The following is a 13,945-nucleotide window of genomic DNA, read 5'->3' on the forward strand; positions in this document are numbered from 1 at the left end:
TCGCGGAACTCAGGCGACCTCGACCCTCACACAGTGCCAGGAAGCGCTGAGATAGCCCTTGAAGTTCCACGTCTCGTCCGGCCGCGCCGGTTGGGTCTGCCCAGCGGCGTCCCAGGCGCGCACCACGAGGTCGCGCTCGCCGGACGGAAGGTCCAGCACGATCTCCCAGAACGTCCAGGCGAAGGGGGCGCCGGCCTTGTGTTCCAGCACGGCTTGATGCCAGGACCGACCGCCATCGCTTGAGACATCGACGCGCACGACCGCCCGGTCTCCCGCGATGGCGTACCCGCGGACGGTGGTCTCGCCCATCTTGAGCCGGGCTCCGCGTGCGGGCTCGCAGATCGCGGCGTTGAGCGGCATCGTCTCGATGGTGTGGCCTTTCGCCGGATCGGCGGTCTCGGCCGTCACGTCCGGCGGGAACAGCTTGTAGTCGTCGGCTTGCATCGGGTTGGTCGAGGGGTGGTCCTGCACCGTGATGCGCTTCAGCCATTTCGGGCTGCGCACGCCTGCGAAGCCCGGCACGACGGCTCGCACGGGGAAGCCGTGTTCGGGCAACAGCGGGGCCCCGTTCATCGCGAAGGCCAGCAGCGTCTCGTCGGCGACCGCCTTGGCGAGCGGGATCGAGACGCCGTAGAACTGGCCCTCGACCACATCGTGGCTCTCGAAGGCCACGTGGAGGTCCGAGTGGAGGTTCGCTCCCGGCGCTACGCCCGCCGCACGCAGGATGTCGCCGAGGCGGATTCCGGTCCAGTCCGCCGTCCCGATGGCGCCGCCGTCCCAGGGATCGCCCGAGACCGGGGCCACCGCCCGCATATCGGCGCGGCGGTTGCCGGCGCACTGCATCGTGGCCGTGACGGTCGCCTCGGGAAAACGCGCGCGCAGATCCGCCAGCGACAGATCGAGGGGGCCGACACCCGCGCCGTCGATGGACAGACGCCATGTGGCGGGGTCGATCTCCGGCAGGTCGCCGTGGGAGCGGACGTAGAAGTCTTCCGCAGGGGTCCGGTAACGGGCCCGCAGGCGAGTCAGCGGCGGCTCGGCGTTGTAGGGGCGCTCCCCATGAACGATCAGGCGCGCCATACGCTCGGTCAAGCTCGACATCGGGTGTCTCTATCGCAGAAGGTCGGAGCTCAACGCGCGCGGACGCGCCAGGTGGCAGGCCTCTGTCAGGCGATGCCGAGCAGGCGGATCAGCCCGAGGCTCACGGCCGTGAGGGCGGCGAGCGAAGCGACCACCGCCAGGGTGACGCGCGGTCCCGCCTTGGCGACGCTGCGCACGTCGACGCCGAGGCCGAGGGCCGCCATCGACACGATGGTCAGCGCGTTCGCCGTCGCGGCCATGGGGTGCAGAGCCCCTTCGGGAACGAGCCCCGCCGAGCGAAGACCCGCCAGGGCCAGGAAGGCTAGGATGAACCACGGCACCAGCCGGTGCAGCGGCATCCGGCCCGGGGCGGGGCGCTCATCGACCGCCTGGGACGGTACGGTCGCGTCCGTTTCCGCCCGCAGCCGGCCGATCCCGAGCGAGAGAGCCAGGACCACCGGCCCGAGCATCAGCACGCGGACCAGCTTGACCAGGGTGCCGACCTGGACGCTGAGGGCGGCCACCGGCGCGGTTGCGGCGAGAACCTGCGGCACGGCGTAGACCGTCAGCCCCGCGAGCACGCCGTACTGCATCGGCGAGAGGCCGAGCAGGGGCACGAGCAGGGGCAAGCCGAGAACGACGAGAACGCCGAGCACGGCGGTGAAGGCGATGGACGAGGCGACGTCCTCGCCGTCCGCGTCGATCACCGGGGCCGCCGCCGCGATCGCCGAGTTTCCGCAGATCGAGTTGCCGCAGGCCACGAGGATGGCGAGACGCGGGGCCAGCCCGAGAGCCCGGCCAATGCCGTAGCTCGCCGCGATGGCGAGAGCCACCACCACCGCGATGCCGACGAGAAGCCCCGGCCCGGCCGCGAGCAGCGTCCCGAGGCTGAGCGAGGCGCCGAGCAGGACGACGGCGATTTCCAGGACGGTCTTGGCGCCGAACGCGATACCGTGAACGAAGCGCCGACCTGGGCTCCAGGCCGTGCGGACGGCCGTGCCCAGCACGATGGCGAGGACCAGAGCCTCCAGCCACGCACGGCCGAAGATATGTTTCTCGACCCTCTCCAGCCCGAGGGCGACGCCCGTCACCGCGAGGCAAAGGCTCAGGCCGGGCAGGATGGAAGGCAGGGCAAGCGCGCGTGATCGGAGAAATGCTGCTGCGGGCATGGTGCGTGCACCTCGTGGAATGGATCTGCTACGACCATGACCGCATCCATTCGTTCGCTCCAACGGAACGTATCGATCGTTTTGATCACATGATGCGATGATTTGGCTGGCGACGACGAACGTCGTGCTTCGGACTGAAGCGAGCCTTGTCGATCGGGCAACCCGAGTTTGTGGCTTCGCTGATATGCAAGGAACGTTGCAGATCCCCGCTGACTGGGTCTCCGGAGACACAAGCCGTTGAGGTCAGCGGCGGGCCGTCAGGTCGGTGAACGGGCGCGTCAATTGGATGCCTGAGTGACGGCACGGTCGATGTTCACCCTCTCCGCCCAGTCCTTGGCCTCGGACTGACCCTTGAGGTTGATCAGCCGGGCACCGCTGACGTCGACGTTCTTGAAGTCCGCGCCCGTGACCGTAGCACCAGTCAAATTGGCCCCGGACAAGTCCGATCCCATCAGCACCACGCCGGTGAGATCGGCATCCTTGAGATTCGCATACTCCAGGCGTGACCGGCCGAGGTTGGCTCCCCTGAGGTTCGCGCCCGACAGGTTCACCGAGGTGAACACCGCCCGCATCAGACCCATGGACTGATTCTTGATGTCGGCTCCGCCCTTGAGATCGACCAGCGTGGCGCCGCTCATGTTGGCGCCCTTGAAATCGCCGATGGGCATGGACCGGCTGAGGTCGGCCTCGCTGAGGTTGGCGTCCCGCGCCGTGATGCCGAACATCTTCGCGTCTGCGAGCTTGGCGCCGGAAAGGTCTGCCTTCAGGAGCCATGCCTGTTCGAGGTTTGCGCCGCTGAGATCGGCGCCGCGCAGATTGGCCTTGTTCAGGCGCGCAGTGCGTAAGTTGACGCCCCGGAGATTCAGCCCCGAGAGATCGAGCCCCGACAGCGCCTTGTCGTGCAGGTCGATGGGCTTTCCGTTCGCGTCCTGGATCATCGCCTCGACGTCGGCGCGGCTCATCTCGGCCTTCGTCATGGCGGGTGAGGACATATCGGCACCGAGCAGCAGATCTTGTTCGGCCGCGGCAGGGCCGGCAGCGAAGACGGCGAGCATGAAGCTGAGGGCGAAACGGCGCATCGGTTTACTCCCGGCGGGCGCCACGCATGGCGGGCACCCTTATCGTGTTCGTTGTGTCGCGATGCTATGCCGGGCCGCTGCACCCGGTCGGTGACCCCGGTCACACAAATCCGGCGCGGCGGGAGAAAAGCGCAACGCGCGCCGGACGATCAACCCGTCGTCATGGCCGGGGGACCACGCCAGCCATGACGGATGCCCAGAAGGTCGAGCGGTGGATCGATCGGTTTCCGCTCCTACAGGCTCTCAGCCCGGCGCACCTTCAGATCGCTCGGGGAACCGTGCATTTCCCGGTGCTGGATGCAGGCGCCATCGCCTACGAACTGAATGGCGAGTGTGCCAACTACCTGATGTGCCTGGAGGGACGCACGCGGATCTTCCGGATGTCGGAGGGCGGACGCGAGGTGCTGATCTACAAGGTTGGCCCGGGTGGCACCTGCGCCCTGACCACCCAGTGTCTCCTGTCTGGCGGCACCTTTCCAGCGCAGAGCGTGGCCGAGGAGCGGACCGAGCTCGCGGCCCTGCCGGACAGCACGTTCCAGCACCTGATGGGCGACAGCGCGGCGTTCCGCAGCTTCGTCATGGATGATTACACGCGATTGATGTCCGGCCTGTTCACGCTGATCGACGAGGTCGCGTTCGCACCGCTGAAGCAGCGCCTCGCGCAACGGCTCCTGGCCGAGGCTGATCCGCGGGGCGTCGCCGCGGTGACTCATCAGAAACTCGCGGACGATGTCGGCAGCGTGCGCGAGGTGGTGAGCCGCATCCTGGCACAATGGGCCGAGGCGGGCCTAATCGAACTTCGTCGAGGCGCGGTCGAGATTGTTGACCGGACCCGCTTGGAGGCCGCAGGGCGGCGGTGACTGGCGGCGTGCTGGTGTCCATTTTTGAGGCCGACGCCAATCGAGCTTTACGACTGGGTTGGTTCGGCAGGACCTTGTCTGCTCTTTTTGGCAAGCCCTCCCCAGAGCAGACAGGCCACTACTGGCCAGAAGTTGCCGAACCGTGTCCATTGAACTGCCTGGAAGCGGACATTCCGACCGTCTGCAATGGGTCAAACTGAGGCATCCGTTTGGGCCGTGCCGAATGTCCGCATTCTCGCAGGCCACGTTCCAGAGTGGACAGGTGGTGTTCGGCTTGGCTCGGTCCGACCCTCGACTGAGCAGGATTTACCGTAGCAGCCCCTTCCGCTGCGAACCGAGGTTTCGGTTCATGGGGCTGCCGTCTGATGTGTTCGCACGGGGTTTGGTACCGTACCCATGCCTGTGCGGCATCGCATCCGAAGGAAACGGCCTCCTCGCCTTTGATCACAGAAGCGCCACCGCCGACACCTTGAGCCTCGGCGGTTGCGCTGATCCCAACTACGCGTTGCGCCGACGGAGGTCAGCGATGCGCGTGGTCAGCACGGCGCGCAGGTGCTCGACCTCGGTGTAGGCGGCCTCCGCCTTCTCGAACGCGCCGAGACCCTCGCGGCGGATCTCCTGTGTCAGTGCCTCGATGCGCCTCACCGCCGAGAGGAAGCTCCGCGTCTCGTGTGCAGCGGTCATGTCGGTACGGGTCGTGGTCATGATGGGGTTCTTCTCGTGATGGGTCAGTGGGTGGTTGCGTAGCGTGTGGATGTGGGCCGGGCTTCGACCCGGGCGGGCACGACGCCGTCCGGGAAGTGCAGCAGCAGCTCTGCCGCCGCGCGGGCCTGCTCAGCCATGGTGACGACCCGGCCTGTCCCGGCCGCGATCACCAGCGTCAGCGCATCGCTCAGGAGAACGTCCTCCCCGGTCTCGTCGAGCAGGGCAGCCTGATCGAGAGGGTCGGTCCCGGCGGTGTTGGCGCCCGACGCGGACTTCGCGTTGACACCGGTGGCTGTGGCGAGGTTGGCGAGCAGGCTCTGCTCGACCGCTTGGCCGAGCTGACTCAGCCGATCATCGGCCAGATCGGCGAGATCGCGCAGCGTCTGATCGAAGGTAGCTGAAGCCCGTGCCAGGATGATGCGGCCCGCCGCCTTCAGCTCCGCCTCGATCGCGGCATCGAGGTCGGCCAGCGCCCGTTCGGCCCGGGCCCCGGTGCGCTCGACGAGCTGGCGCACCCGCATCGCCGCCGCCGTCGGGGTCGGTTCCGAGCGCGCCGCCACCACATCGAGCGCGGTGCATGGCGAGCCGGCGTGGCCGAGGCCGGTGATCAGGTTCGGAACCTCAGGGTGCGCGGCCGCGTTCGCTGTCCCGAAGGCGTTAAGAGGCCGGAACGCCTCGACCGGTCCGCCGCCCCGGCAAACCAGTGTCGCGGAGAGGCTGTGCTCCCGCTGCAGGCCCGCCACCCGGGCGAAGGCCTCGGCGAGCGAGCGCTCCGCCCCCGCGCCTTCGAAGATCGCCCAGACCCGGTGGATCCGGATCAATCCGGCCTCTTCCAGCGGCTGGAGCACGTGCTCGACGTCGCGGCGCACCTCGCCGTGCTCGGAGACGACGAGGGCGATCTGGTAGGGATCCTCCGGCTCGCTCCAGGTCTCGGGTCCAAAGCGCCGCCCCTCCAGGCGGAGCCGCTGCAGCGTGCGCTCGCGGTCGAGATCGGCCTCGAGCGGAACCTGGCCGACGGAGAGCAAGGCCATGACCTTGGCCTGGACGCCAGCCCCGCGGCCGAAGCGCTGGCGCAGGCTGGTGCGCAAGCTGAGCGTGACCGTGCGGTTGACGAGCCCGGCGGGATCGAAGTCCGAACCGTGCTCAGCTCGGATCTGGGCGAGTTCGGCCGCGTCGAGCCGGGCCTTCAGCCGGGGCGGATCGTTGGTGAGGCGGGCCTCGGCCTCGCCGAGCAGAATAAGATAGCTGTCGGGCCCATTCGGCTCCGCGGTGAGCACGCTGGCCCGCACCGTGTGCTCGCCGCGCAGGCGCTGGCGCAGCCAGCCGATGAGGTCGCGCAGCTCGCCGACGACCGCCGCGTCGGCGTGAACCGCATCGTTCGCATCGGGCAAGCTTCGGCGGGCGCCGTCCGGCAGTGAGGCCGGGCGCGGCGGTCGGGGCGGTGCGTCCGGCCCGTGGTGGAATCTGTGATGGCGCATGGGGGTGTCGGGATCCGTGTTGGGGTGAGGGTGTCGCTAGCGCACGGGCTCGCGTGCGGAGGGTCGAGGAGCAGCGTGAGACGATCTGCCTGAGAGGATTGGGTCCGGCCGCCCGGAAACGGGCAGCCGGATCGACATTGGGACGGCGTCAGTCGAACAGCGGGCCCTGACGGGCGGGGCTCGGATCGGGGGGAGCGTCGGACACTGAAGCAGGCACTGGCGCGGCTGGATCTGGACCGAGCGCGCGGGCGATCGCGGTGAGGCGGGCGTAGCCCCCGGTGCGGAGTTCGCCGCGCAGGATCCCGGTGAGATCGGCGAGCAGCGCCTCGGCGGTGCCGCAGGCGCGGAAGGCCACGCCGTCGAGAAGGGTCGGCGCGCCGGCCCGGCGGAACAGCACTGGCACCGGCAGCACCGCGATGCGGCGCATCAACCCCTCGTCCGAGAGCACGCGGTGGGCGAAGCCGAGGCCTGGCTCGACCACGACCGCGTCGAGGGTGCCCCAGTCCCATTGGTCGAACACCGCCCCGAAGGCCTCGTGCAGCGCAACGACCGAGCCCGGCTCCTCGTAAGCGACGGGCAGGCGGATCAGCTCGAGCAGACCTTGCTCGTACCAGCGGGAGAGCGTCGCTCCGAGCGGGTGCGGCGTGCCGTCGTCGGGCTCGATCAGCACGACCCGTCGGAGCTTGTGCGGGGCCGGCAGCTTGCGCTGGCGCTCCCAGAGACCGTGCGCCTGGAGCGCGGCCTGCGCGGTCGCGTCCTGTTCGCGCCAGGCCTGGAGGAACGCGCCGCGCTCGAGCCCGAGCACCTGCCCGGTCAGGCCGAGCAGCGGATCGACCACCAGGGTGAGCAGCAGGGTGTGCTCGCCCACGAGGTGGTCCGGGTCGAGCAGGACGCCCGAGGCCGCCTCGATCTGGCGCAGGAAGGAGCCGGAGAGGACGGCGCTGAGCCGACCCGGGCGATGCGGATCGAGCGGCTCGAGCGCGAGGAGCAGCCCGTCCCGGTGCCGGCGCGATTGCCGGACCTGGGCACGGACCCACAGGCCGGTCGGGGCAAGCGAGCAGCCGGGCTCGTTCGCGCCGGAGGGCGCGTCGTGATCTGTCATGGTGGGAGACTTTCGTGATGCGGGGTCAGGGGATCGAAGGAGCCTCGCCGACCTCGAGCGGACGCTGTACGAGCGTCGCCCTCCGTCATCCCGTCGTCAGGTCATTCCGGGGTTTCGAGCGAAGGTGCCTTCGCCCTGCTTCCCCACCCTTGTTCTCGTCCTCGCCTGTTCCCGTCCTCGATCGTCACCGATCCCCCACCCAAGCCGGTACCGCGTCCCCGGCGGCACCGGCTCCAGTGAGCACGCCATTGTCCAGCCCGTCGTGTGTTGTCCAACGCAGGGACAAGTCCTTGCCGCACAACCGGCATTGGTCCTTACGTGTTGTCCAACGCACCCACCCTGCCGACGCGTAACGCAGCGCCATCCGTCTCGGCGTCGTACCCCAATCCCAGTTGCCGGATCCCATCGATCCGGCAGCCCCCGCTTCATCTCATCGCTCGGATCGACAGGCGTCTGACTCAAGCTTCCGTTCCGGTCACCGCCTCACTCGGTCCTGGCCCGGCATGAGACGGGCAGAGCTGGGGCCAATCGTACCGGCTGATCAGCCACCAGCTCCGCTCGACGATCCACTCGCCCATCCAGTCGGCGTTCCAGGCGAAAGTCTCCAACACGGTCTTGTCGCGTGCCTCGTCATGAACGGTGAGTGCCGCCCGCAGGCCGGCCAGGCTCAAGTAGCCGCACGCCACCATGTCCAGGCCGACATGGATCAGATCGGCGCGATCCTGCAGCAGCACGGCCATCACCTCGCGACGCAGGCGCTCGCACAGCACCGAATCGGTCAAGACGAGCAGGGCGTCGCCGCGGAGCCCGGCCAGCACCTCGAGTGGGCCCTTCCGCGTTCGTCCGGCCCGAAAGGCGACGACCAGATTCCTCCTGTCCGCGTCCTGGCCCTCGGCGAGCGTGTGCCGGCGCAGCCAGAGATCGGCGGTGGGCGCGTCCCAGAGATCGAGCGGTGTCTTCGGCCTCGAGGGCTTGGGCGGCCAGTTCTTCATCCACTCGGCGACATCCGCGATGGTCCAGCGCTCCAGCGCCCGGGCGCCCGGCACCAACGGGAGGTCCCAGCAGGGATGATGCTCCACGATCTGCGCCGGTGGACGCCCGCGGAAGCCGAGATCGAACGGTGCCTCGGCGAATGGCCGCTGCTCAGGCGGCAGCAGGGTGAGGTCGCGGCAGGCCGCGCGGGCATCGCGGAAGGCGTCGGAGGCGAACACCTCGGGCAGGGCACGCACGATCTCGGGATCGGTCAACGGCATCGGAGCATCGAGGCGCGCCTTCCAGACAGCCGGGTCGAGACCGGCGTTCTGCGCGAGTGCGTAGAGGATCGGGCGCATCCGCGCGTTCAAGCTGTCCCGCGCCGCATGGCGGCGCGATGCCTCGGAGCCAGTGGGTGCTGCAACGTCGCGGGGTGGCTGCCCGACACCGCCATCCGTTACGGCGTGCCGGTCCGCTGTCGCCGTGGCGGCCTTCGAAGGCTTCGCGCCCACAAGGGCCAAGCGGAAGCGCTGGCTCGCGACGCCCTCGCGCATGTGATCGAGGACCGATGCGATGGCCGCTGGGGGTCGAGAGTGATCCCGATCGATGTTGGGATCGTAGATCTGGCGCTTGTTCGACATGATCGTGGGTTCCTTGTGCTCATGCTGCGGGATGGTGGGTGTCCCGGCATCGCAGCACCCGGGGATGGGGCCGGCCGGCGGGGCGTGGCGCTGAGGATCGAGGCTGGAGGCGGGGCGGTCTTCGTCCGGCCTCCGGGGTGAGACGCCGGAGCGCTCGCGGCTGCAGAGGCGCCGTGATGCTGGAGCGCCGAGATGCCGTGATGCCGAAGCGTCACGATGCCGGAGCGTCACGGCATCGAGGCGTCGTGATGCCGGGGCGCTCGGGATCGAGGCCTGAGCGGGGTCAGCTCGTGTCCCGGTGGACCGGGGACGGCAGGTGGCCGCTCTCGCGCAGGACCGCCTCCGCGCCCTCGACCAGCAGGTCGTTGACCTTGCAGTCGCGGGCGAGCGCGAGCTCCTTCAGCCGCCGCAGCATCGCCGCGGACAGGTAGACCGAGGTGCGCCGCGTCGCCGCGGAGCCTCGGCCCGGGGCCGGGCACACCTCGCTCCGCTCCGCCGGACGGCGCTCTACCGGAATGGCCGACGGGCCGGAGCCGGGCGGTGCCCCCCCCAGATCGTCCAGGCTGCCGAGCAGGTCGAGCCGCTTCCGCGGGGGCCGGGTCGGATCGCTCATCGCGGCATCTCCGTCAGGCGCTGCGCGGTCCAGGCCCAGAGCGCGCGGATCTCGGCCGCCGCCTTGCCGGCCGGCGCGAACTCGGTGACGGCCTGCCCGCCGAGCAGCGCGTCCTGATGGTCGACCCGCTGGGTCAGCGGCGGCTCGGCGAGATGCCCCCAGCGGCGCAGGCGCTCGGCGTAGCCGGCGGTGCGCGCCCCCCCTTGCGGCGGGCACTGGCTCAGAACGAGCGCCACGCGCGCGGCGAGGCCGATCTGGGCGAGCGCGCGCAGCGTCGGCTCGGTGGCGAGGAGATCGAGCAGGGTCGGCCGGGCCGGGACCAGGACGAGATGGGCCGCGCGCAGCGCCTGGTTGGCCGCGGGGCTCAGGGCCCCGGCGGTGTCGAGGACGACGAGGTCGAAGCCGCGTCGCGCGAGCGCGGCGAGGATCTCGGGCAATTGCCCGACCCGCTCGAGTCCGAGATGATCGACGGCCGGATCGTCCGCAGCACGGCGTGTGGCCCAGGCGGCGAGCGAGCCCTGCGGGTCGAGGTCGAGGGCGGCGACCCGCCGCCCGGCCTGATGGGCGGCGACCGCGAGGTTGACGGCAACCGTGGTCTTGCCGGAGCCGCCCTTCTGGGTGGCGATCGCGAGGACGTCCATCACGACGGCCCCCCGCGCACGGGCAGATCCAGAGTTGCCGCATCACGGCGCCCCGACGCTTCGGCATCGCGACGCCACGGCGTCACGGCGCTGCAGCGCCAGGGCATCGTGATGCGCCAGCGCCCTGGCGTCCCGGTGTCGTGGCGCCACGGCATCGCAGCGCTACGGCATCCTGGCCTCACAGCGCCATGACGTTGCAGCCTCGTCGTGCGGGGCCGGCCGCTCGCCGGGTGCGAGGCGGGCGGGCGATGTCGGGTCCGACGGGTACGGGGGTTCACTATCTCAGTCTCCGATCCCGCGACCGCCGCGGTCGCGTCCGTTTCGCTTTGGCTGTGGTGCGTGCTGCCGCCGAGACGCGCGACGCTCGCCGGTCGCGGCAGCCTCGTCCGCGCCGTGGACGGCCGAGAGCGGCACGCGCAGCGGCGGGGCCTCGGCCGGCGGGCGGGCCGGCGGGGCGACCCGAGGCGCCGGGTCCGGCGCTCCGTCCTGCGGCGGCCCGGGCCATGGCGCATCGTCCTCGTCGTTGCGCTGCTGCGGCCCGGTCGCCACCCGGTCCGTGATCGACTCGTCGGCGGTGGAGGATCTCTCCGCTCGCACCTGCGCCGCCCGCTCGAGCTGGAGCGCCGGGAGCTGTAGCTCGGGCTCAATCCGGATTGCCGGCGTCCCGACCTGCGGGGACTGGATCGGACTGGGCTTCGTGTCTGCGGTGGCCGGACCAGCTACGATCTCTGCCGGGGCCGGGGCCGGCTCGGCCGGTTTGGACGGGGCGTCAGTCTCGACCGCGACGGCGACCGGAGCCGACGTGGTGTCCGTGACCTCGGAATCCGGTCGTGCCGGCACGGGCACCGCCGGCGGCACCGCGGTCTTGTCGGACATCGGCGCGGCCGCGGGCGGGGCTGCCGGCGTTGTGGCGGCGCTCGGCGCACCGCTCTCTGCCACGATCGCGCGCGCGGCCTCCGGTGCAGGCAGGGGTGCCGGCATGGCCGAGGCGGTCAGCGAAGAGGCACGACGCGCCTCGGGCGTCCACGCGAGCGGCTGACCTCCGCCCGGATCCGCGGCCTCTGCGCCCGCACGATCGGTTTTGGGGCGAGGAGCGGCCGGCGTCAGCGGCGCACCGTTCGAGCGGCGAGCCCCGCCGAGGCTGGCGAAGGGCGGTCGGGCGAGTTCGTACTGGGGCTGTAGAGGCCGCAGGGCTGGGATCGGATCGACCTGAGCTTTGCCATGCCGCTCCGCCGCACGCGCGACGGCGTCCGACCAGGACGAAGCGGGAGTAATGACCGGCGCGACCGGAGCCGGCGGCTCTGTCGGTGGTTTTGTCGCGGGCCGCAGGTTCGGTGTCGGCATGATCGAGGCGATCGCCGGCGACGGTGCCTTGGTGACAGCCTCCGTCGTCTGCAGCACGCCCACGTCGTACCGATGCCAGAGCACCGCTGTGGCGGGCTCGAGGCTCGCCCGCACCCGTGCGGCGAACTCAGCCTCCGGGACCGGATCGATCGGAACAGTGGTGATCGCCAGATCCGGGCCCTCCGCGGAGCCCGATCCCGCCCGCGCCGAATCCATGAGTGGCGTTCGCCCGGCAAGGGAGAGGTCGGCGCGGATCCGGTCGAGCCGACCGGACGCGTCCGCGATCCGCGCCTCGTAGGCCGCAGCGAGCTGTCCCGCCCCCCGGTCGAGCCGCTCGCACAGCCCGGCGAGCGCGCTCCGGCGCGCCAGACCGAAGGGCGCGCCCTCCGGCACCGGGGGATCCTCCCCGGTGATCCCGCCCGGATCGGCCTTCGCGCCCCGAGCGTGCTTAAGCACCGTTCTCGCCGCCAGGAGCAGGCGAGGCCGGGACAGGGTCCGCGCGCAGACGAGCCGGGCCAGATCCCGCGCGAGCTCGAGCCGGCCGATCTCCACGACGAGAGCCAGCCCGCGCCGGATCAGTGCCCGCACCGGTTCGCCGGGGTCGCCGATGCCGGCGCGGGCTGCAGCGTTGGACTGGCCCGCTCCTCGGCTCGGCACGGCGAACTCGGCCTGCCGGCCCCGCTGCAGGAACAGGTCGATCTGGGTCCCGGTCGCCGCGGCCCGCGCCTCGAGGATGCGGTCCGCCTCGGCCTGCCACTGCCGTCGGGCGAGGTCGGCCCCCGCCTCGGTCAGGGCGCCTTTGCGCTCTTTGTTGTACTGGCGCGCCGGGATGTGCACGCCCGGCGCCTGCCCGATGCCGATCGTGGCGTAGGCGCGCAGGTCGTAGCGCTTGGCGATCCCCGCCTCGGCCAGCACCGCGTTGCAGCACGCGCCCCAGTTCGCGCGCAGCTCTCCAATCCAAGTGCGGTCGTGGCTGGCGCGATCCTTGGGCTGCCGGTAGGGCCGCGTCAGCACCCGGGTGCGGTTCGCCCGCCGCCTCTCGCAGGTGATCGCGAAGTCCCAGCTCGGTGCGCCCGTGTCCGGATGCGGCATCTGCCGCGCCGGGCGGTCGTAGTAGACGATGTGGACGTGGACGTTGCGCGCGTCGTTGCGTTCGTCGGGCGCGTGCACCACCGCCCAGTAGGGAAAACCCTTGGCCTCGAGCTTGCCCGTGAAGGCCTCGACGATGGCCAGCCGCTGACGGGCGTCGATCTCGTGCGGCAGCTCGGCGATGATCCGGGTCTGGATGCGCCCGCCGCGCCCCGGCGCGATCGCGACCGGCGCGTCCGCGCCGAGGCCGATGGCCCAGCGCCACAGCGCGAAGGCGTCCTCGGTCGGAAGCGTCAGCGTCAGGGGAGCCGAACGCTGCGGGCCCGCCGCCCGCAGCGTGGCCCGGGCCGCCTCCGGTGCCGCGTCGATCGCGGAGAGTGCCCGTGCCCACCAGTCCGGGTCACGCCCAGGCGCGATCCTGATCCGGTCGCCCCGGGCCGAGCGCTCGCTCTCCTCGACGAGCGTCCAGAACCGCGCTCGTTCCTCGGGCGTGTCGCCGATCGTGCCGAACGAGGCGAGCGCGAGGGCGGCGTCCGGATCTGCCTCGACCGCTCCGTCGCGCTCGAGGTAGGCCTGCTGCTCGCGACCGTCGCGGCCGGTGGCGCGTCGGCTTCGGGCCGGCCCGAGCCGCTCGGCGGCGCCCGGCCGCTCGATATACGCCTCGTGCGCGACGGCGCGTGATCCCTGGTAGCACCGGCCGGCCTTCGCGGCCCGGATCCTCGCCAGGATCGGCGAGGTCTTCGAGACCGAGGTCTGGGAGAAGTGGCAGGTCACCGCCCCGTCGCGCGAGAGCGGGCGCTCGCGCCCGCCGCGGCCGGCGAAGCGCACGCCCGGCGCACGATAGAGGTGCCGCAGCGTCTCCGGCAGGCGAGCGCGGCCGAGGCCGTGTTCGGGCATGAGCGGGCCGTCCGCGTCGTGGCAGAGCGACGCGAGGACGCCGCGCACGAAGGGGTGCGTGGTGATCGGATCGGGCATGTTCGATGGCCGCCGGCAAGCACCGGCAAGAGTAGATGGCCAAGCTTAGGCAGGCTCTACCGATTCGATCAAGCGCACAAAAGCATTGAGCGATTCGGTCGGAGTGGCTCGATTCGGTAGATCGATCTGACGTCTTGGATTTAAGAAAGGAATGGTTGGCTGTAAGGAATCGCTAACCATCTGAGATTGATCTGATG

At 70.7% G+C, this 13,945-nt stretch carries 11 protein-coding genes; 1 reads left to right on the plus strand and 10 read right to left on the minus strand.

Features of this window, described 5'->3' with window-relative positions:
- Positions 1 to 9: 9 nt before the first annotated feature.
- The 3 genes from BM249_RS08515 to BM249_RS08525 form a co-directional block, all read right to left on the minus strand.
- Entirely contained in the window at positions 10 to 1,101 is a 1,092-nt protein-coding gene (locus BM249_RS08515) for a molybdopterin-dependent oxidoreductase (protein WP_056459962.1), read from the minus strand.
- A 65-nt stretch (positions 1,102 to 1,166) separates the two neighbouring features.
- The gene (locus tag BM249_RS08520; RefSeq protein WP_024830154.1) at positions 1,167 to 2,249 is read right to left on the minus strand and encodes a YeiH family protein; all 1,083 of its coding nucleotides are present in this window, start codon (positions 2,247 to 2,249) and stop codon (positions 1,167 to 1,169) included.
- 278 nt (positions 2,250 to 2,527) lie between these two features.
- On the minus strand, positions 2,528 to 3,328 hold the full coding sequence (locus BM249_RS08525; RefSeq protein ID WP_024830155.1) for a pentapeptide repeat-containing protein: 801 nt from the start codon (positions 3,326 to 3,328) through the stop codon (positions 2,528 to 2,530).
- Between the two features lie 185 nt (positions 3,329 to 3,513).
- On the opposite strand from BM249_RS08525, the gene BM249_RS08530 reads away from it, so the two are divergent.
- A complete protein-coding gene (locus BM249_RS08530) occupies positions 3,514 to 4,188 on the plus strand; it encodes a Crp/Fnr family transcriptional regulator (protein WP_024830156.1) in 675 nt (224 codons plus the stop codon).
- A 498-nt stretch (positions 4,189 to 4,686) separates the two neighbouring features.
- On the opposite strand, the gene BM249_RS08535 is transcribed toward BM249_RS08530, so the two are convergent.
- The 7 genes from BM249_RS08535 to BM249_RS08565 all read right to left on the minus strand — a co-directional run bounded on the left by BM249_RS08535 (position 4,687) and on the right by BM249_RS08565 (position 13,748).
- The gene (locus BM249_RS08535; RefSeq protein ID WP_244528648.1) at positions 4,687 to 4,893 is read right to left on the minus strand and encodes a hypothetical protein; all 207 of its coding nucleotides are present in this window, start codon (positions 4,891 to 4,893) and stop codon (positions 4,687 to 4,689) included.
- Positions 4,894 to 4,916: 23 nt separating this feature from the next.
- Positions 4,917 to 6,284, minus strand: coding sequence for an exodeoxyribonuclease VII large subunit (locus tag BM249_RS08540; RefSeq protein ID WP_244528649.1), 1,368 nt, complete (start codon positions 6,282 to 6,284; stop codon positions 4,917 to 4,919).
- Between the two features lie 235 nt (positions 6,285 to 6,519).
- A complete protein-coding gene (locus tag BM249_RS08545; RefSeq protein ID WP_056459954.1) occupies positions 6,520 to 7,473 on the minus strand; it encodes a hypothetical protein in 954 nt (317 codons plus the stop codon).
- A gap of 458 nt (positions 7,474 to 7,931) precedes the next feature.
- Positions 7,932 to 8,999, minus strand: coding sequence for a hypothetical protein (locus BM249_RS08550; protein WP_143103723.1), 1,068 nt, complete (start codon positions 8,997 to 8,999; stop codon positions 7,932 to 7,934).
- Positions 9,000 to 9,369: 370 nt separating this feature from the next.
- A complete protein-coding gene (locus BM249_RS08555; RefSeq protein WP_024830161.1) occupies positions 9,370 to 9,699 on the minus strand; it encodes a hypothetical protein in 330 nt (109 codons plus the stop codon).
- A complete protein-coding gene (locus BM249_RS08560; protein ID WP_024830162.1) occupies positions 9,696 to 10,340 on the minus strand; it encodes a ParA family protein in 645 nt (214 codons plus the stop codon). Before BM249_RS08560 ends, BM249_RS08555 begins: the two co-directional genes overlap by 4 nt.
- 282 nt (positions 10,341 to 10,622) lie before the next feature.
- Positions 10,623 to 13,748, minus strand: a complete 3,126-nt coding sequence (locus tag BM249_RS08565) for a MobA/MobL family protein (protein WP_056459944.1) — start codon at positions 13,746 to 13,748, stop codon at positions 10,623 to 10,625.
- Positions 13,749 to 13,945: the final 197 nt, after the last annotated feature.

The organism is Methylobacterium gossipiicola (assembly GCF_900113485.1).
Classification (GTDB): Bacteria; Pseudomonadota; Alphaproteobacteria; order Rhizobiales; family Beijerinckiaceae; genus Methylobacterium; species Methylobacterium gossipiicola.